The 24,734-nt window shown below is 45.8% G+C and carries 25 protein-coding genes; 15 read left to right on the top strand and 10 right to left on the bottom strand.

Going from position 1 to position 24,734, the window contains the following annotated elements:
• Positions 1–444: 444 nt before the first annotated feature.
• The gene (locus tag R7Z77_RS06405) at positions 445–1,581 is read right to left on the bottom strand and encodes an MBL fold metallo-hydrolase (protein WP_213961334.1); all 1,137 of its coding nucleotides are present in this window, start codon (positions 1,579–1,581) and stop codon (positions 445–447) included.
• 181 nt (positions 1,582–1,762) lie between these two features.
• Here R7Z77_RS06405 and R7Z77_RS06400 point away from each other — a divergent pair, with 181 nt between their 5' ends.
• Positions 1,763–2,008 carry a Rho-binding antiterminator gene (locus R7Z77_RS06400; RefSeq protein WP_005374351.1) on the top strand — a complete coding sequence of 82 codons (246 nt, stop codon included), beginning with the start codon at positions 1,763–1,765 and terminating at the stop codon, positions 2,006–2,008.
• Between the two features lie 96 nt (positions 2,009–2,104).
• Here R7Z77_RS06400 and R7Z77_RS06395 read toward each other — a convergent pair whose 3' ends face one another.
• The 3 genes from R7Z77_RS06395 to ompW form a co-directional block, all read right to left on the bottom strand.
• A complete protein-coding gene (locus R7Z77_RS06395) occupies positions 2,105–3,595 on the bottom strand; it encodes an MDR family MFS transporter (protein ID WP_213961333.1) in 1,491 nt (496 codons plus the stop codon).
• Complete coding sequence (locus tag R7Z77_RS06390; RefSeq protein WP_213961332.1) at positions 3,592–4,617, bottom strand: HlyD family secretion protein; 1,026 nt, start codon at positions 4,615–4,617, stop codon at positions 3,592–3,594. The genes R7Z77_RS06395 and R7Z77_RS06390 overlap by 4 nt, the downstream gene beginning before the upstream one ends.
• A 213-nt stretch (positions 4,618–4,830) precedes the next feature.
• Positions 4,831–5,475: an outer membrane protein OmpW gene (ompW, locus tag R7Z77_RS06385; RefSeq protein WP_213961331.1), complete on the bottom strand. Its 645-nt coding sequence runs from the start codon at positions 5,473–5,475 to the stop codon at positions 4,831–4,833.
• A 495-nt stretch (positions 5,476–5,970) separates the two neighbouring features.
• Here ompW and R7Z77_RS06380 point away from each other — a divergent pair, with 495 nt between their 5' ends.
• The 3 genes from R7Z77_RS06380 to R7Z77_RS06370 are packed head-to-tail and all read left to right on the top strand — an operon-like array spanning position 5,971 to position 7,601.
• Positions 5,971–6,621: a Qnr family pentapeptide repeat protein gene (locus R7Z77_RS06380; RefSeq protein ID WP_005374358.1), complete on the top strand. Its 651-nt coding sequence runs from the start codon at positions 5,971–5,973 to the stop codon at positions 6,619–6,621.
• Positions 6,622–6,630: 9 nt separating this feature from the next.
• On the top strand, positions 6,631–6,942 hold the full coding sequence (locus R7Z77_RS06375) for a cupin domain-containing protein (RefSeq protein ID WP_047725283.1): 312 nt from the start codon (positions 6,631–6,633) through the stop codon (positions 6,940–6,942).
• 38 nt (positions 6,943–6,980) lie between these two features.
• Complete coding sequence (locus R7Z77_RS06370) at positions 6,981–7,601, top strand: HAD-IB family hydrolase (protein ID WP_213967959.1); 621 nt, start codon at positions 6,981–6,983, stop codon at positions 7,599–7,601.
• A gap of 116 nt (positions 7,602–7,717) precedes the next feature.
• On the opposite strand, the gene R7Z77_RS06365 is transcribed toward R7Z77_RS06370, so the two are convergent.
• Both R7Z77_RS06365 and R7Z77_RS06360 read right to left on the bottom strand, forming a co-directional pair.
• Complete coding sequence (locus R7Z77_RS06365; protein WP_213967958.1) at positions 7,718–8,896, bottom strand: lytic polysaccharide monooxygenase; 1,179 nt, start codon at positions 8,894–8,896, stop codon at positions 7,718–7,720.
• A gap of 214 nt (positions 8,897–9,110) precedes the next feature.
• On the bottom strand, positions 9,111–9,551 hold the full coding sequence (locus R7Z77_RS06360; protein WP_005374369.1) for an Lrp/AsnC family transcriptional regulator: 441 nt from the start codon (positions 9,549–9,551) through the stop codon (positions 9,111–9,113).
• 114 nt (positions 9,552–9,665) lie between these two features.
• Here R7Z77_RS06360 and R7Z77_RS06355 point away from each other — a divergent pair, with 114 nt between their 5' ends.
• Both R7Z77_RS06355 and R7Z77_RS06350 read left to right on the top strand, forming a co-directional pair.
• Positions 9,666–10,250, top strand: a complete 585-nt coding sequence (locus R7Z77_RS06355; protein ID WP_062730858.1) for a LysE family translocator — start codon at positions 9,666–9,668, stop codon at positions 10,248–10,250.
• A 178-nt stretch (positions 10,251–10,428) separates the two neighbouring features.
• Positions 10,429–11,202 carry a siderophore-interacting protein gene (locus R7Z77_RS06350; protein WP_017821025.1) on the top strand — a complete coding sequence of 258 codons (774 nt, stop codon included), beginning with the start codon at positions 10,429–10,431 and terminating at the stop codon, positions 11,200–11,202.
• Positions 11,203–11,301: 99 nt separating this feature from the next.
• Here the strand turns inward: R7Z77_RS06350 and R7Z77_RS06345 are convergent, their stop codons facing one another.
• Both R7Z77_RS06345 and R7Z77_RS06340 read right to left on the bottom strand, forming a co-directional pair.
• Positions 11,302–12,174: a LysR family transcriptional regulator gene (locus R7Z77_RS06345; RefSeq protein WP_017633836.1), complete on the bottom strand. Its 873-nt coding sequence runs from the start codon at positions 12,172–12,174 to the stop codon at positions 11,302–11,304.
• Between the two features lie 80 nt (positions 12,175–12,254).
• The gene (locus tag R7Z77_RS06340) at positions 12,255–13,061 is read right to left on the bottom strand and encodes an arylamine N-acetyltransferase family protein (RefSeq protein ID WP_017821026.1); all 807 of its coding nucleotides are present in this window, start codon (positions 13,059–13,061) and stop codon (positions 12,255–12,257) included.
• A 293-nt stretch (positions 13,062–13,354) separates the two neighbouring features.
• Here R7Z77_RS06340 and R7Z77_RS06335 point away from each other — a divergent pair, with 293 nt between their 5' ends.
• The 6 genes from R7Z77_RS06335 to R7Z77_RS06310 all read left to right on the top strand — a co-directional run bounded on the left by R7Z77_RS06335 (position 13,355) and on the right by R7Z77_RS06310 (position 19,414).
• Complete coding sequence (locus tag R7Z77_RS06335; protein WP_017821027.1) at positions 13,355–14,503, top strand: S-(hydroxymethyl)glutathione dehydrogenase/class III alcohol dehydrogenase; 1,149 nt, start codon at positions 13,355–13,357, stop codon at positions 14,501–14,503.
• 62 nt (positions 14,504–14,565) lie between these two features.
• Positions 14,566–15,405 (top strand): S-formylglutathione hydrolase, encoded by an 840-nt coding sequence (gene fghA / locus R7Z77_RS06330; protein WP_005374382.1) that lies wholly within the window; start codon positions 14,566–14,568, stop codon positions 15,403–15,405.
• Positions 15,406–15,659: 254 nt separating this feature from the next.
• Positions 15,660–17,086 (top strand): IS66 family transposase gene (tnpC, locus tag R7Z77_RS06325; RefSeq protein ID WP_411913198.1). Its coding sequence is split into 2 segments (ribosomal slippage): positions 15,660–15,855 and positions 15,855–17,086, totalling 1,428 coding nucleotides; the frame shifts between segments, so codons are not numbered across the junction.
• A gap of 355 nt (positions 17,087–17,441) precedes the next feature.
• Complete coding sequence (locus R7Z77_RS06320; RefSeq protein WP_005374384.1) at positions 17,442–17,897, top strand: hypothetical protein; 456 nt, start codon at positions 17,442–17,444, stop codon at positions 17,895–17,897.
• 5 nt (positions 17,898–17,902) lie between these two features.
• Positions 17,903–19,000, top strand: coding sequence for a GGDEF domain-containing protein (locus R7Z77_RS06315; protein WP_005383270.1), 1,098 nt, complete (start codon positions 17,903–17,905; stop codon positions 18,998–19,000).
• Positions 19,001–19,024: 24 nt separating this feature from the next.
• On the top strand, positions 19,025–19,414 hold the full coding sequence (locus R7Z77_RS06310) for a hypothetical protein (RefSeq protein WP_017633832.1): 390 nt from the start codon (positions 19,025–19,027) through the stop codon (positions 19,412–19,414).
• A gap of 93 nt (positions 19,415–19,507) precedes the next feature.
• On the opposite strand, the gene R7Z77_RS06305 is transcribed toward R7Z77_RS06310, so the two are convergent.
• Positions 19,508–20,311: a Cof-type HAD-IIB family hydrolase gene (locus tag R7Z77_RS06305; RefSeq protein WP_005374389.1), complete on the bottom strand. Its 804-nt coding sequence runs from the start codon at positions 20,309–20,311 to the stop codon at positions 19,508–19,510.
• A 94-nt stretch (positions 20,312–20,405) separates the two neighbouring features.
• The gene (locus R7Z77_RS06300; protein ID WP_064354454.1) at positions 20,406–21,293 is read right to left on the bottom strand and encodes a LysR family transcriptional regulator; all 888 of its coding nucleotides are present in this window, start codon (positions 21,291–21,293) and stop codon (positions 20,406–20,408) included.
• 126 nt (positions 21,294–21,419) lie between these two features.
• On the opposite strand from R7Z77_RS06300, the gene R7Z77_RS06295 reads away from it, so the two are divergent.
• The 3 genes from R7Z77_RS06295 to R7Z77_RS06285 all read left to right on the top strand — a co-directional run bounded on the left by R7Z77_RS06295 (position 21,420) and on the right by R7Z77_RS06285 (position 24,697).
• Positions 21,420–22,286 carry an MBL fold metallo-hydrolase gene (locus R7Z77_RS06295; protein ID WP_064354453.1) on the top strand — a complete coding sequence of 289 codons (867 nt, stop codon included), beginning with the start codon at positions 21,420–21,422 and terminating at the stop codon, positions 22,284–22,286.
• Positions 22,280–22,900, top strand: coding sequence for a DsbA family protein (locus R7Z77_RS06290; RefSeq protein ID WP_064354452.1), 621 nt, complete (start codon positions 22,280–22,282; stop codon positions 22,898–22,900). Before R7Z77_RS06295 ends, R7Z77_RS06290 begins: the two co-directional genes overlap by 7 nt.
• 117 nt (positions 22,901–23,017) lie before the next feature.
• Complete coding sequence (locus R7Z77_RS06285; RefSeq protein WP_137282906.1) at positions 23,018–24,697, top strand: RluA family pseudouridine synthase; 1,680 nt, start codon at positions 23,018–23,020, stop codon at positions 24,695–24,697.
• Positions 24,698–24,734: the final 37 nt, after the last annotated feature.

Genomic DNA, 24,734 nt, shown 5'->3' with positions numbered 1-24,734 from the left:
CTGAAACTCAGTATATTGTTTAATAATTATTCAATTTCGGACGACTTGGTTTTCTGTCCGAATTACGCAACAAAGCCCTTGTTGGCGTAAAACATGTCTTATCCATTAGATTTTTTTACTTTTCTTTAACTGGATACATTTTACCCATCAAGAACAAGCTATAGCCATTGCTCTATGAGCTTATCAAGATAATAGTCAGTATAATTGTTTTGAAGAGTAAAATTAAGATGGCAAAGATTTTTACTAAAACTTTTCTGATAAGAGCGCAAATTTTCAGATCAAAAGTATCAAAAAATGACACCAATCGATTTATAAAAGCGTGAGATCACAATTGGAAAGTGAATCTATGGAAATTTTTAATTTCAATGACCAGTAAAATCCTTGTTATATTCTGAAAATAACAAGGTTAATTTCTAAAATAATTATTGAAGTAAGATCATATTATTAAGTCAAAATTCCAGCTGGATCACATATTTCTTTTTCTCGCCACCATTGTTTATTTATATGTTCTTGATGAACGTAAAAACTTTCCCCCGGCATTGGCGTCAGCAGCGTTATATGTTCTTTTTGACAATGGGCAAGCAAATCTAAAATCGGTTCGTCCCAGCGGTGAGTAAATAGCTCGTATGTAGCCCAATGTACTGGCAACAGTTTTTTCGCATTTAAATCGCGAAACGCTTGCACGGTATGATGAGCCTGCATGTGCCCCCAGTTTTCGACCGGATAACCTTGGCCTTTCACATCGGCAGCCACTTCCAAACAGGCAATGTCGATTGGTCCACATCGCTGTGCGATCTCGGAAAAGTGCGAATCGTAAGCTGAATCGCCACTAAAATAGAGCGTCTCTTCTTTGCCTTTGATGACCCAAGAAGCCCACAGGGTCGCGTTTTTATCGAAATAAGTACGACCCGAATTATGGTTAGCAGGCGTACAAATCAGTTCGATTCCAGCATAGTGCACGCTATCCCACCAATCGAATTCCACGATGTTGTCTGCGTAAACGCCCCACTTTATCAGATGCTTGCCAACCCCTAAGGGTACATAAAACGTCACGGGTTTATCGGCGTAAAAACGTATGGTCGATGCTTCTAAATGGTCGTAATGATCGTGCGAAATCACAATAATTTCAGGAATCGGCAAACGATCTCTGGCATGGGTATTGGGAATATTGCGTTCAAACCACGCTTTTGCGATGAACGGAGAAGCGTAATCAAATAACGGATCGGTCAGAATTCGAATGCCATCGACCTCCACCAGCATGGTGGAATGGCCCAGCCAAGTAACGCGCATCGATTCACTTCGCTGCGCAAACTGCGTAGGTTGAATTGGGAAATGTGGCAGATGTTCGTTAGGACTCAATGGCGTTCTACCACCAAGATAGCTCCAACACACCTGCCAGAATGATTGCGGGCTAGGGACATTTGGCATCTCGTTTTTAACGCGGCCGTTTTCAAATTGAGGCGAGTGGTGAACACGGTGCGCCAACTGCGCATCGTAGGTTTGAGGCGGAATCAGTGAACTTGGCTTTTGTGTCTTTTGTTCACTCGTTAGGTATGTGCGCTTAAGTATCGTCTCAGACATATCGTAGTTTTGTCTCGCTTGCGAACGCTCAACAGTAGGTTTATTAAAACGTGCGTGTATGTCTATTTCGTGACCAAAATGAGGTGTAAGATGAAGATTCAGTTTCAATCAAACGTTTTCTATATTAAGGAAGCGGTTCTCAAACCTTCTGAATACTGCGTCGGTTTGAAAGGAGAAAGCTATGGTGACTTGCAGCCAATACGATTTTATTGAAATCGCCTGTATGTTTAAGCTCCCTATCGAGATCACACTAAAAAATGGTGAAACTCATCAGGGCAACGCGTTCGACACAGGCTACGACATGCAGCGACAAGAGTGCTTGTTTTTAGATATGGATGGTGAGCACACCGCCTTCCCGACTGAGCAATTAGTCGCAATGCGCGCGCTCAAAACCAATCCGCATTTTGACGAAGTGACGTTTGAGTAAACGCCCTTCTTTCACTGGCACTGTCCAATAAAAAACGCCTCTCAAGCTGACACAACTTGAGAGGCGTTCTCTTACACTATTCACCGGAACTTCATGTTATTCACGCGACCGAATGAAACCCAGCATCGGCATCATGATCACGAACATCACTCCCACAAGCTGGAAGGTGTGCACAAAGGCGACCATTTGCGATTGCTGCTGCAACATCTGTTGGTATTGGTCTAACGCAACCGGGTCGGTAATAGAAAGCCCCTGATTGGCCGCCCAGTCATGCAAGTTAGGATTATAAGGATTAATACCCTCTCCCAGCGCATGCCATTGCTGCTGACTATCACGATATTGGAACGTGGTGGCGATAGAAATACCAAACGAGCTACCAATGGTACGGAACAGATTGTAAATACTCGCCGCCGCAACAGATTGCTCTTTCGGAATCGTTAAATACGCCAAGGTGGATAGCGTCGAGAAGGTTAAACCAAGCCCCATCCCCTGAATCATACTCGGCATCACAATCCAAAATGTATCGATCTGCAGTGAGTACTGCGTCATCAAATAGCTACCAATCCCGATGCAGCTCAAGCCAAAGACTATTTTGATTCTGGGATCGAATTGCGGATTGAGCTTAATCACCAAAATCAACATCGCCGCTGACGCCAACCCACGAGGTGCCATTAATAAGCCAGTGGTTGAGACCGGATAATCCAGCAAGCTTTCCAACAGCATTGGTTGTTGAGTCGTCAGACCAAACATCGCCATCGACACCACGGCAATCATCAATGACGAGACCATAAGGTTTCGGTCTTTCAGTAGCCATAATGGCGCTATTGGACTTTTGGTTTTCCAACTGCGATAGATCCACATCACCAATCCCATTACTGCGAGCAATATCGCCGTCTGGATCATGCGTGAGTTGAGCCAGTCTTCTTCGTTCCCTTTATCCAACACAAACTGCAACGCGCCCACACCTAACGCCATGTAACCGATGATCCACCAGTCAAAGTTAGGTTTGGATTTGTTGTCGATATGGATATAGCGATAAATCAAAGAGGTACAGATCAAACCGAATGGCAAGTTGATGTAAAAAATCCAGCGCCAGTTAATGTTGTCGGTGATCACACCACCTACAACTGGGCCCAAAATAGGACCAAGCAAAATGCCGATGGAGAAAATCGCCATCGCTTTGCCTTTTTGCTCATACGGATAAATCTGCACTAACGTCGACTGCGCCAATGGAATCACCGACGCGCCGAAAGCGCCTTGGATAATGCGAAATAGCACCATCTCTTCAAGAGACTGTGCTTGCCCACAAAGCGCACTGGCAATCACAAAACCGACCACGGCAACCAGCATGACTTTGCGTTCACCAAAGCGCGACACCCAGAAACTGGTCATCGGAATGAAGATCGCTTCCGCCATGCTGTAACCCGTCAGCACCCAAGTAATTTGGTCTGCCGTTGCGCCCAGCGCGCCCATCATGTGTGATAGCGACACGTTCGCAACGGTCATATCGATTAACACCATGATGGCAGAAAGCATCACGGCGACGGTGGCAATCCCCCGTTTGTCTGCCGTAATTTGGTGGCTCATTGCACGCGACTTTGCAAATCAATGGTGACTTCTGAGCTCGCACCCACGCGAAGTTGCGGCGCATCGGCCGGTACTTCTAATGCCAAACGTACAGGGAAACGCTGTTTGATTTTAACCCAGTTACCCGTTGCGTTTTCTGGTGGCATCAAGGAGAACGATGTACCACTCGCAGGCGACAGCTGCTCTACCGTTGCTTTCCACACCACGTCTGGGTACATATCAATCACCACATCCGCATGCATACCAGGTTTGATGTGAGTAAGATCGGTTTCTTTAAAGTTCGCGCGTACCCAATAGCTGTCTTTTAAAATCACAGGGAACAGCGTTTGACCCACGCTAACAACCGAGCCTACGTGCGTATTGATCTCACCGGCAATGCCATCCACTGGTGACGTAATGTCGGTGTAGCTCAAGTTCAGCTCTGCTTGCGCTAACTGTGCTGCCGCTTGTTGAACAACCGCAGCCTCTGCGCCTTCTTCACCACGGTTCGCAATGGCTTTTTCTACCGTCGCGCGCGCTTGCTCCAGGCTCGCTTGGGCATTGGCTAGTTTGTTTTTTGCCGTATCTAAATCTTGGTCCGACGCCAGTTTGCGTTTCACTAGGGAATCCGCACGTTTGTACTCTACTTGCGCTTCTGTCAGGTTAGAGCGCGCCGCATCTAAGCCCGCAACAGCTTCAGTTACCTGCTTATCGGCAACGTCATGTTGCTGGACCGCCAATTGGTATGCCGCTTTTGCTTGCTTCACTGCCAACAAATATGGGCGTGAATCTATCTTCAACAGTAGGTCACCTTTGTTAACAGATTGGAAATCTTTAACATCCACAGAAACCACTTGGCCTTTTACCTGAGGCGCTACCGACAAAATTTTTGCCCTAACGTAGGCATCTTCCGTGCTTGGGTGACTGTCTGAATACTGCCAAGACCAATACATCGCACCAAATGCGATAACACAGAGAGTAAAGAAAAGAGTTTTTACCAGCTTAGATCTGGAGGAGGAATGCTTTGCGATGTCGTCGCTCATTTATATTGTCCACTTGTTCAATTATGTGATCAGTGTAGGACTTTTCGATCTTCCGACAATAAAATGATCTGCAAGGTAAAGATCCAATTTTGCATGTTGCTAAGTGGAGTAAATGATGTGCAATCAAAACGAGGATAAAAAGAGGGGCAGTCCCCGTAACCGCCCCCAAAGTCATGCCAATAATAGTAATGTGCGTGTAACTACTGGTTTTTCTTAGAACTTGTAACCGCCGCTGATCATAAATACCCAAGGGTTAATTTTGACGTCGGTTTTTTGCTTCACTCCACCTGCTTTGTAAGTTGCTTCTGTTTCAATGTTTGCGTACCACGCAGCAGCGTTGAAGAACCATTGATCGTTGATCATGTAGTCCACACCAATATTCGCTGCTAGACCGAATGAGTCATCCAACTTAAGATCTGAAAGACCAGCGCCTTTACCCGTACTATTGAAGCCCTCATCAAAGAACATGGTGTAGTTGAGACCTGCACCCACGTATGGACGGAACTTACTTTGTGGCTCGCCAAAGTAGTACTGCACCATAAGCGTTGGTGGAAGGTGTTTGGTGTCCGCGATATCACCAAGACCTAACAAGTCTGTTGAAATATCGTGGCTGAATGGTGTTGCTGCTAGAAGCTCTAAACTGATGTTGTCTGTAAACATGTAGCCAAACGTCAAACCAAGCTGCGTATTTGAGTCAACTTCTAACTCTTCTTGAGAACCAAGAATCTTATCGCTGCTGTCGTTTGGAACGACAGACGCCGCACCAACACGAAGAACGAAGTCACCTTGTTTATGAGCGAAAACACTTGGTGACACGAGTGCAGCAACCACTGCTAGACTGCAGATTGTTTTTTTCATTTTTATTTCCTTTCGTAGGGCTTCGTTATGTCGTACCCAAAGGGGTGCCTACTAACTGATCTGAGATTTCAAGTAAACTCAGCGCCTTGAAGCACACGGGTATCTATATCTTTTTGAGCTGTGCGCAATCTAGCACATAGAAACCCTACTATTTTGATGGAAATCAATTTGTGAAAAATATAGGTTTTTTGTATGGAGAAACGCCATATTGATCAACAAATTATGCAAATAGGATACAATTCTGTAATGCAAACTGTGCGTGTGAGTTGCCATGCATACCCATAAATGCGAATCCTCTCGTTAAGGCTCGTAGCCAGCAAAAACTTTTTTCGTCCTCTACGTCTTCTATTTTCAAAAAACAACCCACTTAAAACGCTCGTTTGCCCCCTTAAAATCGCGATTTGAGGGGTTTGTAAAGCACTGAAATACAAGAAGTTATTTTTATGGAAAATCAGTCACTTGGAGTGCTAGTCTGCTCGCAGCTAAGGAGAAGACATGTTAAAAACCGATCTCATTTTTGAACGAGAAAACTTTTCTCATCACGATTTTCAGAATGCTACCTTTAAAAACTGCCACTTTTATATGTGCTGTTTCGACCATGCCGATCTGCGCGATGCTAAGTTCATCGACTGTCGCTTTATCGAATCCAAAGCGCTAGAAGGGTGTAGTTTTCGCTTCGCGAACTTAAAAGACGCTAGCTTTACGAACTGCATGTTGGCGATGAGCCTGTTTAACGGCGCAAATTGTATGGGCTTGGAGCTACGTAAGTGCGATCTCAAAGGGGCAAACTTCCAAGGTGCGAACTTTGCTAATCGCGTCAGTAACACCATGTTTTTCTGTTCTGCTTTTATTACTGGCTGCAACCTCACCTACTGTAACTTCGAGCGAGTGTTACTAGAAAAATGTGACCTCTTTGAAAACCGTTGGAACGGTGCGAACCTCGCAGGGGCAACTCTCAAAGGCTCGGATTTATCTCGCTGCGAATTCTCGCCAGAACAATGGGGAACCTTTAACGTTGAGCAATGTGATCTGACTCATGTCGAACTAGACGGGCTGGATGTGCGCCGCGTTTCTCTGTTTGGTGTTAAGATTTGTGATTGGCAACAAGAGCAATTACTTGCGCCTTTTGGACTGATCATTCTCTAAGGAAAGGCCATGAATCTTTTTAAAGACTTACCGAATAACCTCGACGAGGAAGTGTTCGAAGACCTGCTGACCCACAAAAACCTGCGTATAGAACGCATTGTCTCTACGGGGCAAACCTCGCCCGAAAGTGGCTGGTACGATCAAGAAGAACATGAATGGGTCTTGGTTCTTAAAGGAGCTGGAGAGCTGACTTTTGAATCAGATGTAGTGCAACGACTTGAGGCAGGCGATCACGTTACGATTCCAGCTCATACCAAACACAAAGTGAGCTGGACTGACCCAACGCAAGAAACCATCTGGTTGGCGGTGTTTTATCAATAAACACAAAACGATCTTAAACCAAAAAATAGGCGCTGAGTTTGCTCGATACTACTAAGCCGTCACTGGCACTGTTTGATTTTGATGGCACCATCACCCGAGAGGATATGTTTAGCCTTTTCCTCCACTATTCTGCTTATGGCCTGCGCAAACGAGTAGGAAAGGTCGCTATCATGCCATTTTATGCGCTGTACAAACTCGGAGTGTTACCCGCTCGTCTTATGCGTCCGCTCAGCAGTTTTATTGCATTTTCAGGGAAAGACGCGCAGCAAATTGAAGCGATTGGCGCTCAGTTTGCCCATGAAGTGATCCCGCTGTACTTACGGCCAGAAGCGATGGAAAGGTTGGCGTGGCATCAACACAGAGGCGATACCATTGTGGTGGTGTCGGCATCACTCAATGCATATCTCAAGCCTTGGTGTGAAGTGAACGGTTACCACTTGCTGTGCAGTGAACTGATCTCAGAACAGCCAAAACTGAGTGGCTTTTACCAGCAAGGTGATTGCAGTTTAGAAAGAAAAGTCTCGCGCGTTAGGGCCACGTTTTCGCTCGACGAGTTTGCGTCTATTTATGCCTACGGTGATACGCACGAAGACATTCCGATGCTAAAACTGGCAGACTACGCGATGCTCAACTGGAGCGAGTGGAGAGCAAGCGAATAACGATATGTGCTCTGATTTTCAAGACAACCACTCGACCAAAGTGATCGTTTTAGGCTAAAAAAACAAACCCTTCTCACATGAGAAGGGTTTTATTAATCAGGGTCCGAATAACTGGCTTAACGCCATACCCCCCATTGACCCGTTGTGCCTGGTTCCTCACCAGACGTCCACCACTGAGCGGTCCATTCTTTACCGTTGTGCGTCACCACATCACCTTGGTCGTAAACAGCCGTCTTGTCCCACAAGTTGGTTGGTTCAACTGGTGGCGGTACATCCGCTTTGATCAGTGACAACGCATAACTGAAGTCTGCGCTTGGCGCTAATACTTGGTTCGCATTCACGTTGTTACTATCGAACATGTAGTGGTTCATCTCTTGATGCCAAATGCCCACGTACCAATCGCCCGTTTGCTGCGCGTTAAATTGATCCGCAATTTCTGCCGCCCAAGTCGTCGTATTGTTTGCGCTGATTGGCAGTGAAATATCGACAATTTCATTGCCTGTCGCATTAAACGTACGGAAACGGATGGTGTCACCCGCTTCTACTGGTCCGAAACCTTGCTGAACAAAGTAGCCTAGAGATGTCAGATTATTGCCCGGTTCGGTTGGATCAACAGGGTCAGTCGGTGGCGTCGTGCCTGTTCCGTTTAACGTAATGTCACTACAGTTGTAGAAACCTTCCCCAGCGACATCAATACGCTGCCAACGAGTGTAAAGTACCGCATCGCCCGAACGATCAGCAGGGAAAGTCACCTGAATACGGTAGCGTTTTTCCGCATCAACATACACGTCACCTGCGGTGTCGATCAGCTCTAAATCACTCCAAGTAAGCGGTTTTGAATCATCATAAGTCGGCTTGGTGAGATAGAATTCCCAGTACGATGGGTTGTGCGGCGCCTTGCCGTAAAACACCAATTCAATCTGGTTGTTTGCATCTGGCGTAACATTGGTGCGCTGCCAGTTTGGAGAAGGAATGTTCAAACCTTTCTTAGCGGCATCGCCGGCAGAACACAGTTCGCCGTCACGGACTACGGCTTTAACATGCTCCATATCTCGGTAATTTGGTACGTTTGCTGCAATTTCGCTACGCTGCACAAACGGATACGCGCCAGATTCTTCAAAAGCCGCTTTACACGCTTGGTTAGGGATCTCGTTGGTCCAAAAACCACCGTCTAAATAACACGTATTCTGACGAGCACTTGGAAATTCTACCCAGCCGTGGGCGTTGACGTTAAATGAGCTCAATGCGGCAACAGCGCTTAAGCTCAAAAGAGGAAGTGTTACATGTGATTTCATCGTTCATCCTTAATTTTGCTGACTCGCCGCTCTGAAACACAAGCGGTTTAAGCAAAACTAGCAGGATGGGATTATTTAGAAGGTGAGAATAAATATGGAAATTGTAAGAGTGCCATCTGCTTTCCAGCATTTGTTGTGAACCATTCTCATACTCGACTGACTCTTTCGAGTCACTTCAAATTCATGTGCCACAAAAACTGTCACTCTCGTTTGGCTATCGCTCGTCTTTTGGTGTGTCCATCACCACCATCGTTGTGATCGACTTGACGTGTTCGCACTCACCCAACACATCAGCATGGAACGCTTTATAAGCGGCGAGATCTTGCGTCTCTACGCGTATGAGATATTCGTTAGATCCCGTAATGTTGTGACATTCCACCACCTCGTTTACAAAACGCACATGCTCTTCGAAACCCAGCTGTGCCTGCTTAGAGTGCGAGGCCAAACCAATCGACACATAAGCGACAAAACCCACGCCAAGTTGCTGATTATCCAGTACTGCTCGGTAGCCTTTGATCACGCCTTTACGCTCTAAATCTTGCACTCGGCGTAAGGTGGCAGATGGAGATAAACCAACGCGTTCCGACAGCTCTACATTGGAGATTCTTCCGTCGCGTTTAAGCACTTGCAATATTCTTTCGTCAAATCTATCCAAGATGATGTTTCATTGCTTATTTGGTTTCTAATCATCAAATAAAAGCACAATATTGACCTCATTTCTACTTATAGTTGTTCTTTACTTATCGAGAACTGATTCAAGGAACAATCTATGGAATATCATCAACTGGGCGCTTTGGCGTTGTTCGCTTTTGTCTCCACTTTTACGCCGGGTCCCAATAACATTATGTTGATGACCTCAGGGGCAAATGTCGGCTTTAAACGCACTATCCCACATATGTTGGGCATTACCTTTGGCTTTGGTGCCATGCTAATTTTGGTGGGCATTGGCTTGATGAGCCTGTTCCACGCATATCCAATTACACACTCCATTTTGAAAGTGTTGAGCTTGAGTTATTTGCTGTACTTGACGTACAAAATCGCCACCAGCGACAAAACCGAAGCAAAACACGATTTTCGCCCAATGTCTTTTTTAGGGGCTGTCGCATTCCAATGGGTGAACCCAAAAGGTTGGTCGATGGCGTTGACGGCCATTACGGTATACAGCAGTGGCGGTGCATGGCTCGAACTGACTTTTATCGCCGGTATCTTCTGCTTAGCTAACTTGCCATCGGTAACATTTTGGACGGCGGCAGGTATGCAATTGCAGCGTTGGTTGACCACCGATAAACGCGTTAAGGGGTTCAACTACAGCATGGCTGCGCTGTTGCTTTTGTCTACGATTCCAATGATATAAGTCCATTTATGGTTAAAAAACGACTCACTTTACGTAATTGGGAAAGGACAGATACTGCATTTTGCTCGAGGCTTTGGCGTTAATTCACAGTGTAAATTTGTTTAAAGACGCTACCCTCTTGTTAGGGAACTTGATAATCTTTAAATGAGAAAGAGAATAATTATCGAGTAAAGTAACAATGAAAAAGAAGCCTCAACCTAAAACGCTTGTTGTCACAGACACAGAAACCATCACTCCAAACATGCAGCGCATTACCTTGCAAGGTGAGGCGCTGAGCCACTTTCCTCGTGACTGCGAAGGCAGTTACATCAAATTACTGTTTAACGATATGGGCGGCGCGGATCTGAGCATCCTGCCAGAAGACGACCGACCAATCATGCGCACCTACACTATCCGACGCTTTCATCCAGAAACCAGTTCAATCGAAGTGGATTTCGTCCGACACGTAACGCAAGATCTGCAATGCGGATTTGCAGCGCGTTGGGCAATGGCCGCGCAAAAAGGCGACACGATCAGCATTGTTGGGCCAGGTAGCATCTCCAACTTAAATACTGAGGCGGATTGGTTCTTCATGGCTGCCGATATGACCGCACTTCCAGCGCTTTCTGCGAAAATTCGTACGTTGCCAGAAGAGGCCAAAGGCTACGCTGTGATCAGCGTGATGTCTCCAGCCGACATTCAACCCCTAAACACGCCAGCCGGTATGGAGTTGATTTGGCTAACCGAACAGCAAACCTTGGCTGATAGCGTTCGCGAACTCGAGTGGTTAGATGGTAACGCTTCGGTATGGTGTGCGTGTGAGTTCGATTCAATGCGTGCGCTGCGCCAATATTTCCGCAACGAAAAAGAAGTCGATCGCGAGAATATCTACATCAGCAGCTATTGGAAGCAAGGCGTATCTGAAGATGGGCACAAAGTGATTAAACGTGAAGACGCGGAATCCAACCAATAGTGATTCATGTCTTTTCGATTCCAGCTCTCATCCTAATAAAAACGCCCGGCATCACCGGGCGTTTTAGCGACTTCAGTTGTATTAAAGTTCATGAAAACTCTAATCCGCTAGTTCCTGCGCTAAAAAGTCGATTAACAACCTCACTTTGGGCGATAAATTTCGGCTTTGTGGATACAGTGCCCAAATGCCTTCACGGTCGTCTCGGTAATCGGTCAGCACCTCGACTAGCTCACCGTTATCTAGAGCTTCTTGAACGTAATAGTCCGGCAACTGCACTAAACCCAAACCACGTTTTGCGGCGCCCATTAGCGCAAAACCACTATTGCATTTAATTCTCCCCGATACGCGCAAAGACTTATCGCGTTTATTTTCCTTAAAATGCCAATAATCGACCGAACCAACTAGGCACTGATGTCGAGCCAGTTCGGATAATGTGTGAGGCTCGCCAAATCGCTCCAAATACATAGGGCTAGCACACACGTAATTTTGACGCGACGAAAGACGCTTTGCGATCATGCTGGAATCTTGCAGGCGGCCAAGACGAATCGCCACGTCTACCCCTTGCTCTATCAAATCCAGTTTTTGATTGGTCAGAACTAAATCGAGGTCCACACGCGGGTACTTCTCCAAAAACTGATGCAAGAGCGGCGCGAGGTTCATTTCCCCATAGGTCACAGGCGCTGTCACACGCAGCAAACCTCGCGGTTCGGTCTGCATTTGCGTTACGGCAAGCTCGGCCAGTTCTAGCCCTTCGACCAAATGTTTGCACTGCTGATAATAAAGCTGTCCAGCTTCAGACAGAGAAACTTTTCTCGTCGTGCGATGCAGTAACTTAACCGCAAGACGCTCTTCAAGTGCCGATACGCGGCGACTGATTTGTGCCACTGACGTTTTCAGTTTAGCCGCGGCAGCTGTAAAGCTGTTAGTTTCCGCTACGGCAACAAACTCGCTGACTCCTTCCCAATTCGCCATGCTGTATTCCTGTCGACCTCTTCTAGACAAATAGTGATTACATTGTTCTCGTCGCGCTACGCTTTGAAAACGGGAAAACTTTACGCGTCAGGTAACGGACGAAGTTCGTCGTATTGCGCATCAAGCTCAATGCCAAAATATTCTTTCAACGCATCCAGGTAGGTTTGACCTGGCTCTAGCTCTATTTCTGTTAGCTCTTCATGATTGGTGCATCTGAGTGTGTAGTTAAGCAGCGTCACCAACCCACTTTCTGTCGCTCTAGCAGCGACTCTTGCGCTAGTAAAACGCGAATTAGGCGAAGTCGAGGTAAAGAAGTTGCTACATGCAATGTCACCAGCACACACGAACTCTAGGTCAAAGCTGTATAGATTGTTCCACACGTCTGTTCCATCGGTTGAAAGCACTTGGAGGAAATAACCAAACTGAGCATCTTTGACAAAACGGAAGGTTTGTAAATCCGTCTGAATCACTTGGTCAAGGATAAATGGCAATGGCGCTCGAGGGGTATTGGAGCCAAAACCCACATCGACAATCCATGTTTGTTCCTCTAACGTCACTAACGTGATTTGATGACTACGACCTGTTGGTGTACCAGACACATGTACACGCCCTAACAAACTTCGCGCTTCAAACCCAAGAGTGTTGAGCACATCAAGCATTAAACCATTTAATTCAAAGCAGTAACCACCGCGAGAGTGGTACACGGTTTTTTGAATAATATCTTCAATCTCAACAGAGACGCCTCGCTGCAATGCGATGTCAAAATTCTCAAACGGCAGGCAACGATGCTGCGCCACGTGAACTCTGTGCAATGACTCCAAATCGGCGGGCAATTCACTAGGCAAGCCTAGCTTGGTTAAATAGGCACTCAGATCCGTCTTATTCATAATCACTCTTACCTAGCTGATGGTTTGACTGTTTTCTACTTTAGCCCCTCTATCTAACTTCAGGTCAATCACCTTTTCCATTTCCCTTCCGCTTTAAGGAGGCATAGCACTCTTTTTACACGCTCACCTTATCATTATTACGCATATGTAAAAATCATTTTCAATATGGACGGATTATCATTTTTACTGAAACACCTAAAATGAGCACCAACAAAACGACGCAGCGCGGTAAGCAAACCTTAACTACGCTTATTACGTCACTCCATATACTGAAAATATAAAGGAAACATCCAATGTCGCTTGAAATCAAACCTGGTCAAACTCACATAAAATCAAAAGCAATGGTCGCTTGGGCTGCAGGTGAGCCGCTTAAGATGGAAGAAGTTGATGTACAACTTCCAAAAGCCGGCGAAGTGCTAGTACGTATCGTAGCAACTGGTGTTTGCCACACTGACGCATTCACTCTATCAGGCGATGATCCTGAAGGTATCTTCCCTTCAATCCTTGGCCACGAAGGTGGTGGTATCGTTGAAATGGTTGGCGAAGGCGTAACAAGCGTTGAAGTTGGCGACCACGTTATCCCACTTTACACTGCTGAATGTGGTGAGTGTAAGTTCTGTAAATCTGGCAAAACGAACCTATGTCAGGCCGTTCGTGAAACGCAAGGTAAAGGCCTAATGCCAGATGGCACAAGCCGATTCTCTATCAACGGCGAAACTATCTTCCACTACATGGGTTGTTCTACTTTCTCTGAGTACACGGTTCTTCCAGAAATCTCACTAGCGAAAGTAAACAAAGAAGCACCACTTGAAGAAGTTTGTCTTCTAGGTTGTGGCGTAACCACTGGTATGGGTGCGGTATTAAACACAGCTAAAGTTGAAAAAGGCGACACAGTGGCAATCTTTGGTCTCGGCGGTATCGGTCTTTCTGCAATCATCGGTGCTCGCATGGCTGGTGCCAGCCGCATCATCGGTGTAGACATCAACGAAAGCAAATTCGACCTAGCGAAACAACTTGGTGCAACTGATTGCATCAACCCACAAAAATTCGACAAGCCAATTCAAGAAGTGATTGTTGAAATGACAGACGGTGGTGTTGACTACTCATTCGAATGTATCGGTAACGTAAACGTGATGCGCCAAGCACTTGAGTGCTGTCACAAAGGTTGGGGTGAGTCAGTCATCATTGGTGTTGCTGGTGCAGGTCAAGAGATCTCAACTCGTCCATTCCAACTGGTAACTGGTCGTGTATGGCGTGGCAGCGCTTTCGGTGGCGTTAAAGGTCGCTCTGAGCTTCCAGAAATCGTAAACCGTTACATGGCTGGAGAATTCGGCTTACAGGAGTTCATTACCCACACAATGGGATTAGCAGACGTCAACAAAGCGTTTGATCTGATGCATGAAGGTAAGAGCATCCGAACAGTTATCCATATGGATCAATAATGCTGCCTCAGGCTCTCCTTTTGGGGAGCCTGAATTCCTTCTGCTAATTAGAGAGTTTATTCATGACCATTGAAAATGTAAGCCAAGCCAAAGTGTTTGGCGGTTGGCACAAGCAATATACACACGAATCCAATGCCCTAAACTGCACCATGCGCTTCGCGATATTCTTGCCACCTAACGCAACGAAATCAAATCCCGTACCCGCGCTATACTGGCTCTCTGGTTTAACGTGTACCGATGAGAACTTTATGCAGAAAGCGGGCGCATTTCGTATGGCGGCCGAGCTTGGCATTGCGATCATTGCACCAGACACAAGTCCGAGAGGCGAAGGTATCGCTGACGACGAAAGCTATGACCTAGGAAAAGGAGCTGGCTTTTACCTTAATGCGACGCAAGCACCTTGGTCACTGCATTACTGCATGTACGACTATGTGACCGAGGAGTTACCTGCGATCATCGAAAGTAACTTCCCTGTCTCTGACGTGAAGTCGATTTCGGGTCACAGCATGGGCGGCCACGGAGCGCTCACCATTGGTCTGAAAAATTCAGAACAGTACCGTTCTATTTCAGCGTTCAGTCCAATCAGTAACCCAATGCAATGCCCTTGGGGACAAAAAGCCTTTACTGCTTACTTAGGCAAGGAGCTTGAAAGCTGGAAGCAATACGATGCAAGTGAACTTCTAAAACAACAACAATCACCATTACCAATTTTGGTTGATCAAGGTGATGCTGATGGTTTCTTAAATGAGCAGCTTAGACCGGAAGCGCTGATTGCTGCGGCAAAAATACACGATTCAAACCTAACCTTGAGAATGCAACCAGGCTATGACCATAGCTATTACTTCATCTCAAGCTTTATTGAAGAGCACCTCAACTTCCATGCAAAATATTTGTTTGCATAGTTAATTTAAGTAAGCTCATGAAATAAAAAATAAAGTCACCAAAACTAGGTGACTTTATTTTCTTTACGTACTAACAAATACATATCTGAATATCGATGATTTAAATATGTAAAATAATGTAACTTAAGAACAAATTCGACGTCCATTTCTCGTAAGTGTTCACCAAGCCCCTATTGACAGAAAAAGTGTGACACTCAGCACTTGATCCATTCTTGGCTATTGAGTGATCATTCCAGTGCTTCATCCTGTTTGTTATGAGCAGAAAGAAAGCCCCTAAATATCAAGAGGAACCGCCCGTAGCCTCTGACCTTAACGAAGCAAACGCACTGATTGAAGAGTTGTGGGAACAGTTGCGCCACCTTACCGATAAACAAGCTACTAACTCCAAAAATTCATCGAAACCACCTTCGTCTGACAACCCTAAGGACAAGCATGAGCGAAAAAAGATCAAAGCTCTAGTGGTTGCAATTCGAGAGGAGCTAAAGAAGGCCACACAGGGCATCAACGAAAACTCTCACGACTGAAAGCAACGGATGTAGTTATCGATTGTTTTCCTGAAGTGTGCCCTTGCTGTGCCCAGTCTGATATCGATGTTCAAGGTGGCCCTTACTACCGCCATCAGGTCTTCGATATTCCAAAACCCACTGTCGATATCACCGAATACCGTTTATTTTCAGGCCAATGTCGGCACTGTAAAGAAACCGTCAAGGCTCAAAAGCCTGACGATGCATCGCAAGGGATTATAGGGCCGAACTTATTAAGTTACATTGGAGTTCTTGCAGGGCAATATCACCTCAGTGTTCGGAAAATCCAATCTCTACTTAAAGAACAGCTTGGCACAACCTTTTCGGTCGGCGCGATTAGCGAAGCGCAAACGAAGGTCGCTTCAATGCTAACGCCATTGCATCAGGCGATAAAACAAGCGTTAAAGAAAGCGACTTTGATTCATGCTGACGAAACCTCTCATCACCGAAATGATGAAACGAGCCTTCGTTGGTGTTGGTTAGTGGCCAGTGATGACCTTGTCTATGAACAAATACTCTATTCACGCTCAACCTCCTCAGCAAAAAAGGTCATCGATGAAGACTATGCAGGCATTGTGGTTAGCGACCAATGCCCAAGCTATAACTGGATAGCCGCAGACCGTCATCAGTTATGTTGGGCACATGTGAAGCGCAATCTTCAGCAAATGGCGGATTATAGTGACGGTGGCCACACCGCTTATATTGGCAAACATCTTTGTTTGCTGACGAACACCATTTTCCATACTCGGCATCGTTATGAGCAAGGTGAATTGGATTATTCACGGTACTTGCGGCGAATGCACAGGCTACAAAAATCGTTCGATCATTGGTTGAGCAAAGGGACAGGTGTGATGGTCAAGCGGTATAGAGGGCGATGCAAGTTACTGCTTAAACATAGAGAGAGCTTGTGGGTTTTCCTCAAGAAAACGTCAATCCCCTTAACCAATAATGAAGCTGAGCGATGTATTAGAGGTTTTGTCATTCAAAGGAAAATTAGCTTCGGAACGATCTCGGATGCAGGTGATAAATTCCGAAGTAGGATACATACCCTCATCGAAACCTGCAAAAAGCGTGACTTATCGGCAATGTCAGTGTTGAGTGAAATCATCACGGCTGTTGTGACGAAGAGACCGTACCCAAACGTTTTTGATCTATAAACTGCATATGTTTCTTCAGATCTGGTAAGTCAAGATACCTCGGTGAACGCTTACCATTTCTCGCCTTATTAAATTCTCATTTCCGACACAGTATCTTTATTAAAAATGAAACAAAGCTGCACTAAAAACCAATTAAATACCGCGAAATCATTACGAAACTCTACCATCATCCCAATACTCTGAGCTTTTAATTAAGAAGCAACTTAATAACCTTGACGTGACGTAAACCGACAGTTATTTTTGAAACATAACGTATTATAAAATCTCATCCGGTTGGCTCTATAATTATAAATAAATTACCGCTAGCACCTTTGTCCTAGCTAAGAAAAAAGAATAAAACTCAAAAGGGCATATGATGAAAAAGATAGTCGCGCTAGGTCTGTTTTTTGTTGCGCCATTCTTGTCTGCAAATACGATCGTATTTAGTAGTAGCCAGCAGCCTAGTGTCATACTGGAACTGGAAGAGATCCAAGCTTTACCTACCACTAGCTACACGATGACATTGCCTTGGCTTCCTGCCTCGTCAGAGTTTTTAGGCGTTAAACTCAGCACGCTTCTTACACACGTCTACGGAAAGGTACCAGAGCAGGTTGATATCAGCAGCTTAAACGACTATCACTCGACATTGTCCCGACAAGATATTCTTCGATATCAACCAATACTGGCTTATCAACAAGATCAGAATTACATAAAAGTCAGGAATAAAGGCCCTTTCTGGGTGATATATCCACTCAATCTCTATCCAGAGCTAAACTACAATAAATATCATGCGCAAATGGTATGGCAAGTAAATGAAATAAAAGAAAAATAATAAGAATGAAGTTATCAGAACCCTATTCTAAGAAACAAAGAATATTGCAATATTCTACCACCAGCAAAATGCTGCTGGTGGTGTTTGCCGTTTCTTTGCTTCTCGCGAATGTCGTGCTTTTACAGCAAACACGTTCACTCTCACAAAATTTTAATAACGAACAAAAACAAGCGACTTGGTTTTTATTCCAACTCTCCAAAGAACTATCAGAACTTGTCGGCGAGGCCAGACGGTTAGATGAAAACGTATTGAATATTGATGGTGCAGAGCTTCAATACGAGTTAGCGTGGAGTCGCTTTGACTTATTGACCAGTAGCACGAAAGCCAATAAGTTCTTTTCTCGGAACAACATGCACCTTTACTTCATTAACCTTTTTGAAGAGTTCAAAGAGCTAGAAAAACAACTAGTAGAAGCTAGAACAGGTGATAGCCAAGCTGCTGCTGCATTTTATCGTTCAACTCAAACACTATATTTAGGCTTAATAGACTTCGTTAATCAAAACTTCCGTCTAAGCAGTAAAGCTTATGAAGCACAAAAAGGTCAAACCCAGCGCTTAATGCAAGCACAATATATGTTGTTTGCGACGTTCGTTTTGTCGATTATCTCTCTAACTTATTTCTTTTATCGTGAATCCCATTTCCATAGAAAATTGGCGCTAAGCGACCCTTTGACGAACCTAGGGAACCGCAATGCACTATTCATAACCCTAAACAAATTTACTCAAGAAAAAAGGCCCTTTTCTCTCTGGATTCTAGATTTAAATGGTTTTAAAGAAGTCAACGACACACACGGACACCAAGTTGGCGACACTGTACTGCGGGAAATCGCTAGGCGGCTTAATTCTATGGCACTCAATGATTTTACTGTTTATCGCATGGGAGGAGATGAGTTCGCGGTTATCCTTGAAGGTGAACATCTCAATGAAGAGAACGTACGTGAGCAGATAAATACCGTCTTTGATGCACAAATATTAAACTCCGATAAAGTCTCAACACTTTCAACAAGCATGGGCTTAGCGCAATACCCTAAAGACAGTGACAATGTTGACTTTCTTATCAGCATAGCGGATAAGCGCATGTACAAAATGAAATTTCAACGTTAAACGGTATATATGATGAGAAAGTTCATGCAAGTACTGCTTCTACTGGCAGTCATTGCGGCAGGTGTGTTGGCTTGGGTATTTATTCCATCGCACGAAACCATCGGGCAAAAAACGCTTGAGCAAGCACTCAACGACGACTACAGCCTAGTTGGGCATCGAATCTACTCAACCGATCCGGATGCTGGCAACCGATTCGGCTACTTCGTATTGGCAACGGGCCAGAGCATTGAAGAGCAAGAGCCGTTTTTGGTCACTTCGGATCAGTTTATTCGCATGGAGCAAACGGGTGATAATACCTTGTCTGTGACCATCAATGGCCGTATTTACCATTATCATAACGACTTGTGGGTGCCAAAATCAGACGGGAAATTGCAACACTTTTTAGTCAGCGCAACCGCCAAGTACGTACGCTAAAACGGGAACCTTACTCCCCCCAAAAAAACAAAGCCCCGCAGTGTATGCGGGGCTTTTTACGTGAAGAAGAAAATAACATCGAAAAAATGAGCGTTACTTCGCTAACACTTTCTCTTTAATCACTTTGAGTACCCCAGCCTCTTGGTTGCTTGGCGCAGAATAACGAGCAATTTTCTTAATCTCTTCGTGCGCGTTGGCAACCGCGTACGAATGCTCACTGACTTGCAGCATTTCGAGGTCATTGAGGTAATCACCAAACGTCATTGTTTCTGCCGGAGTAAAATTCATCGTCTCTTGAAGGTGCTGAATGGCCGCGCCTTTAGACGCCTCGGCATTCATCACATCCAGCCAAATTTTTGCGCTCACTACGACTTTATGCGTTGCGCCAAACTTCGCGTTCATGGTCGGGAACAGGAGCTCTTCCGAACCGTCAAAGTGACAAATTGCTACCTTAATAAACTCGTCTTCGACCTCAAGCAAATCCGGCACATATTCACAGCGGTGGTAGTACTTTTGAAATTCTTCCAGCGATTGCTGATCATGCGTTTCGATGTACGCCGAGCGCTTGCCACACAATACGATGTTCGCTCCGTCAATTTCACGAGCCGCTTTCACAATCTCCGCCACTTCCGCTTTAGGAATGGTGCAACTGTAGAGCTCTTTGTCTTGGTACATCACCAAGGTGCCGTTTTCAGCCACATACAACAGTCTGTCTTTGATTGGCGCGAACGTGTCTCGCAGACTGTAATACTGACGACCAGACGCAGCGGAGAACAAAATACCTTGCTCTTCCAGTTGCAAAAACAGATCGAAAAACTCCGGATCCAAACGACCGTATTGGTCAAGCAATGTGCCATCCATATCGGAAGCAATAAATTTGATGCGAACTTGTGACATTAACTAAAACTCTAAATGACGCTGCGAAAATATATCCATGTAAGGTACAGGATCTTGTATGAATCTCAAGTCGGGATGACGACGCCTTTCGCTATTACCAAGGATGCTGTTTAAAGTAATCTTCACTGTGATCGATGAAAGCTCTCACCGCAGGAGACAAGTGTTTACGTGATGAATACAGCGCGTAAATGTTGAGATCATTTGGCTTCCAATCCGGCAACACCGACTCAAGCTGACCCGATTTGAGATAGATATTGCTCAAGTAAGTTGGCAACATCGAAATACCCATGCCTTGTAAAGCGCCATGCAATAACGCCGTGGCCTCATTGCTGGTTAGGCGACACTCAATTCCCACCGATTCGAACTGGTCGCCCTGAGACAAATGCCACACGTGACGCTCAAAGTTTTTGTATCCCAAACAGTCGTGTGAAGATAAATCTCGCGGATGCGCGATCGCGTGGTGAGTTTGCAAATATTGCGGTGATGCTACCAACACCGATTCGCACACCGCAATCGGCTTACCAATCAAAGAAGGATCGGGATCTGACGCAATTCGGATCGCCAGATCGATACGTTGTTCGGTTAGATCACTCACTGAATCTTGCAGATCTATGTCGATATGCACTTTGGGGTGCTTTTGCATAAAACTGTTTACTACGGGGATCAACTGTGAGAATCCAAATGAAGTACTAGACGCAAGACGGATTTTTCCGGACAGCTCACCATCAGCGGCAATGTTCGACGTTAATGTATCGGCCTGTTTTAACCAGCGCTCAATCTGAGGCAAGCTGCGCTCCCCTGCGGTGGTGAGCGACACCTTGCGCGTAGTGCGGTGCAACAAACGAGTTTGCAACCAGTTCTCCATCGCCTCTACGTAACGAGTCACCATTGGCCGAGACATGTCTAACCGTTCTGCGGTCGCGGTAAAACTGCCAGAATACACCACATCTACAAATACTCTTGCTGCCGTTACTCTATCCATACATTTGCTCGAAATAAGAAATAGTGATGCACATTATTGTGTATTTTTCCGAGCGTATCAATTTCCTAATATAGCTCCCGTTCCCAAGCCATGGTCGCTTGGCCCCAAATTTTTTAGGAGCTTATTATGAAAAAATTCACTTTGATTGCTGCATCCATTTTAATGGCAAGCCCTGTTCTAGCGGCAAACCACTCTCCCCTTACTCTTGAGGTTTACAACGCCGACGGTAACAGCTTCCACGTAAACTCAACCTTGGTATACGGTGAGACTGACGCCATGGTTATCGACACTGGCTTCACCAAAGCTGACGCGATGCGCATTGCCGCTAAAGTACTGGACTCAGGCAAAACACTTAAAACCATTTTTATCAGCCAAGCGGACCCAGACTACTACTTTGGCGCAGAGGCCTTACACCAACAGTTCCCTGATGCGCAAATCATCACAACGCCTGCGGTTCAAAAAATTATTAAAGAGAAATTGGCTGGAAAGCTGGCGTACTGGGGACCAAAGCTTGGCGCAAACGCACCGGTAAAACCAGTGATCCCTGTCGCGTACGATAAAGCATCATTAGAGCTAGAAGGTCATAAGATTGAAATTCGTGGTAACCATGGCACATCAGCACACCGCCCTTACCTATGGATTCCAGATAACAAAGCGATTCTAGGTAACATAGCCGTGTACTCAAACGTACATTTGTGGATGGCAGATGCCGCTGACCAAACCGCCATCAATGCTTGGGAACAGCAGCTTAGCGAGATGCTTGCGCTTAAACCTCAAGTGGTCATTCCTGGTCACATGAAAGCAGGCACAAAGCTGAACGCAGACACCATTCGCTACTCGCAACAATACTTGCAGGATTTTCAGCAAGCGAAAAAACACAGCAATAACAGCGCTCAACTCATTGACACCATGTCAGCGAAATACCCAGAAGCTCAATTGCCAATCGCGCTAGGAATCGGTGCGAAAGTGCATACTGGTGAAATGTCATGGTAATCGTGCATTACTTCTTCGATCCCATGTGTGGTTGGTGCTACGGGGCATCACCACTCATCGAAGCATTGATGGACACCTCTCAATTTAAGGTAGAGCTTCATCCCGGCGGTATGATTGAGAAACGCGCGATTGAACCTGAATTTCGTCAGCACATCATCAACAGTGACGCTCGTATTGCAACCGAAACCGGAGCGACGTTTGGTGAAGCATATCTGCAACGCGTGAAAAGCGAAGATGCGTTTGTTCTTGATTCTTATCTACCAACACAAGCGATCTTGAGTGCGGAAAAAATGGGGCTGAATCCATGGCACATGCTAAAGGCCATCCAATCTGCGCATTATCAGCTCGGGTTAAAAGTGAATGAAGCATCGACGCTCAAAGCCATTGCAGAATCGCTAGGTTTAGCAAGTGATGCGTGGGAGCAAAACATGACGTTAAGCGAAGCCGAACTAGGTGAGAGAATTCGCACTAGCCGACAATTGATGCGCCAGTTACACGTTGGTGGTTATCCAACCATGATTGCAGAAGTAAATGGCGAGTACTTGACCTTGCCGCACTCGACCTACTACGACAAACCGGCACAGTGGAAGCTTGCATTACAAAAACTGCAATAAGCTCTTCCCCACTCGCTCTTGTTCTTAATCCAAGAGCGAGTGCCAACACCGACATGGCAATCCTGACTCAAACAGGTACAATCCTCGCTCGATTTTTTACTCTCGCGGATACCCACCATGCACTCGCCTGAACATTATTTTACTCGTTTTACTGCTGATATTTCTGGCTATGAATCGCCAACGCAGTTTACGTTTCCGTTCTACTACACGCCGCATCCTCTTTGCGTTATGGCCGCAAAGCAATTGCAACAGCACTTATTAGCGCAAACCGACTTCGAACACGATTTTGGTTTGGTTAATGAAGAAACGGGGCGAGGCAAAATGTTTGGCGTATTGCTGGTAGAAAGCCCTCAAGGCGAGCTCGGCTTTTTAAGTGCGTTTTCTGGCAAAATTGCTGACCAAAACTTGATTCCAGGATTTGTCCCTCCTGTGTACGACATGCTGACCGATGAAGGCTTCTTCCGCGCAGAAACGGATGCCATCAACGCCGCCAATACGGAGTACAAAACCTGTGCCGCGAATCCGGAATTGGCGGATCTTAAAGCGCAAATCCAAGCCGACCGCGCCGCTTATCAGCAAGAGGAGCAAACACAGCGCCAAGTGATGATTGACGGCCGCGCCGCACGCAAACGACAGCGTCAACAGGGCGAGCAAACACTCAATGCCGATGACCTCAAAATCTTATTGGATGAGTTGGGTAAGCAAAGTGTCGCCGAGAAAAACGTTCTCAAATACTTAAAGCAAGCGTGGGATGAAAAGCTTGCAATCAAAGAAGCGCGCTTGGCTGAGTTAGAGCAGCAACTTGCTCATCTGAAAGAACAGCGCAAAACGCTCTCCAACGCTTTACAGCACAAACTGCATAAACAGTACCGCTTTCTAAACAGCCATGGCGAAGCACGCGACTTGGTGGACATTTTTGCGGACACCACAAACCCAATACCACCAGCAGGTGCAGGGGAATGTGCTGCGCCAAAACTGCTCCAATACGCGTTTAAATACGGATTCAAACCGCTGGCGCTGGCAGAATTTTGGTGGGGTGTGTCGCCAAAGTCTGAAGTTCGCCAACACAAAAAATTCTACCCATCGTGCAACAGCAAATGTCAGCCGATTTTGGGCCATATGATGCAAGGGCTGGATGTCGAACCTAATCCATTGGCGGAGAATTGGGCAGAAGACAAAGAACTAGAGATAATCTACCAAGACGACGCTATGGTCGTCGTCAACAAGCCCTCGGGCTTACTTTCAGTGCCTGGTAAAACTATCAAGGACTCTGCTTATACGCGCCTACAAGCGATGTACCCTGATGTGGAAGGGCCGTTTGTGATTCATCGTCTCGACATGGCGACCTCTGGCATTTTGGTGTTTGCCTTAACTAAGCGCGCGAACAAAAGTCTGCAAAAACAGTTTATGGCTCGCGGCGTACAAAAACGTTATATGGCACTGCTCGAAGGCGTATTAAACGAGCCTGAAGGGGAAATTTCACTGCCAATGCGTGGTGACCCCGACGACCGCCCACGTCAACTGGTGTGTTTTGAACACGGGAAACATGCAGAAACCTACTGGCAACTGATTGAAGTCAAAGATGGGCGCAGCAAGGTATACATGTATCCGAAAACCGGGCGAACTCACCAACTACGTGTACACAGTGCTCATCACATGGGGTTAAACATGCCGATGGTTGGTGATGGTTTATACGGCGAAAAAGCCAACCGCTTACACCTGCATGCTGAGATGCTAGAGCTGGATCATCCATACAGCAAAGAGCGCATGGTGTTCAAAGCTGAGTGCGAATTCTAACGTCTTCCCGAGTTTAAATAACAAAAAGGCACTGACT

The organism is Vibrio sp. 1401 (assembly GCF_033340295.1).
The sequence above is the reverse complement of the archived record's forward strand: the minus strand, read 5'-3'. Positions and strand labels throughout refer to the sequence as shown.

Coding starts and splice junctions, on each gene's coding strand:
- R7Z77_RS06335 (WP_017821027.1), top strand. CDS start 13,355: ATGTCGCTTGAAATCAAACCTGGTCAAACTCACATAAAATCAAAAGCA.
- R7Z77_RS06345 (WP_017633836.1), bottom strand. CDS start 12,174: ATGGCGAATTGGGAAGGAGTCAGCGAGTTTGTTGCCGTAGCGGAAACT.
- R7Z77_RS06350 (WP_017821025.1), top strand. CDS start 10,429: ATGAAAAAGAAGCCTCAACCTAAAACGCTTGTTGTCACAGACACAGAA.
- R7Z77_RS06295 (WP_064354453.1), top strand. CDS start 21,420: ATGAAAAAATTCACTTTGATTGCTGCATCCATTTTAATGGCAAGCCCT.
- R7Z77_RS06405 (WP_213961334.1), bottom strand. CDS start 1,581: ATGTCTGAGACGATACTTAAGCGCACATACCTAACGAGTGAACAAAAG.
- R7Z77_RS06315 (WP_005383270.1), top strand. CDS start 17,903: ATGAAGTTATCAGAACCCTATTCTAAGAAACAAAGAATATTGCAATAT.
- R7Z77_RS06305 (WP_005374389.1), bottom strand. CDS start 20,311: ATGTCACAAGTTCGCATCAAATTTATTGCTTCCGATATGGATGGCACA.
- R7Z77_RS06375 (WP_047725283.1), top strand. CDS start 6,631: ATGAATCTTTTTAAAGACTTACCGAATAACCTCGACGAGGAAGTGTTC.
- fghA (WP_005374382.1), top strand. CDS start 14,566: ATGACCATTGAAAATGTAAGCCAAGCCAAAGTGTTTGGCGGTTGGCAC.
- R7Z77_RS06310 (WP_017633832.1), top strand. CDS start 19,025: ATGCAAGTACTGCTTCTACTGGCAGTCATTGCGGCAGGTGTGTTGGCT.
- R7Z77_RS06300 (WP_064354454.1), bottom strand. CDS start 21,293: ATGGATAGAGTAACGGCAGCAAGAGTATTTGTAGATGTGGTGTATTCT.
- R7Z77_RS06400 (WP_005374351.1), top strand. CDS start 1,763: ATGGTGACTTGCAGCCAATACGATTTTATTGAAATCGCCTGTATGTTT.
- R7Z77_RS06290 (WP_064354452.1), top strand. CDS start 22,280: ATGGTAATCGTGCATTACTTCTTCGATCCCATGTGTGGTTGGTGCTAC.
- R7Z77_RS06340 (WP_017821026.1), bottom strand. CDS start 13,061: ATGAATAAGACGGATCTGAGTGCCTATTTAACCAAGCTAGGCTTGCCT.
- R7Z77_RS06395 (WP_213961333.1), bottom strand. CDS start 3,595: ATGAGCCACCAAATTACGGCAGACAAACGGGGGATTGCCACCGTCGCC.
- R7Z77_RS06365 (WP_213967958.1), bottom strand. CDS start 8,896: ATGAAATCACATGTAACACTTCCTCTTTTGAGCTTAAGCGCTGTTGCC.
- R7Z77_RS06355 (WP_062730858.1), top strand. CDS start 9,666: ATGGAATATCATCAACTGGGCGCTTTGGCGTTGTTCGCTTTTGTCTCC.
- R7Z77_RS06285 (WP_137282906.1), top strand. CDS start 23,018: ATGCACTCGCCTGAACATTATTTTACTCGTTTTACTGCTGATATTTCT.
- R7Z77_RS06320 (WP_005374384.1), top strand. CDS start 17,442: ATGAAAAAGATAGTCGCGCTAGGTCTGTTTTTTGTTGCGCCATTCTTG.
- ompW (WP_213961331.1), bottom strand. CDS start 5,475: ATGAAAAAAACAATCTGCAGTCTAGCAGTGGTTGCTGCACTCGTGTCA.
- R7Z77_RS06380 (WP_005374358.1), top strand. CDS start 5,971: ATGTTAAAAACCGATCTCATTTTTGAACGAGAAAACTTTTCTCATCAC.
- R7Z77_RS06390 (WP_213961332.1), bottom strand. CDS start 4,617: ATGAGCGACGACATCGCAAAGCATTCCTCCTCCAGATCTAAGCTGGTA.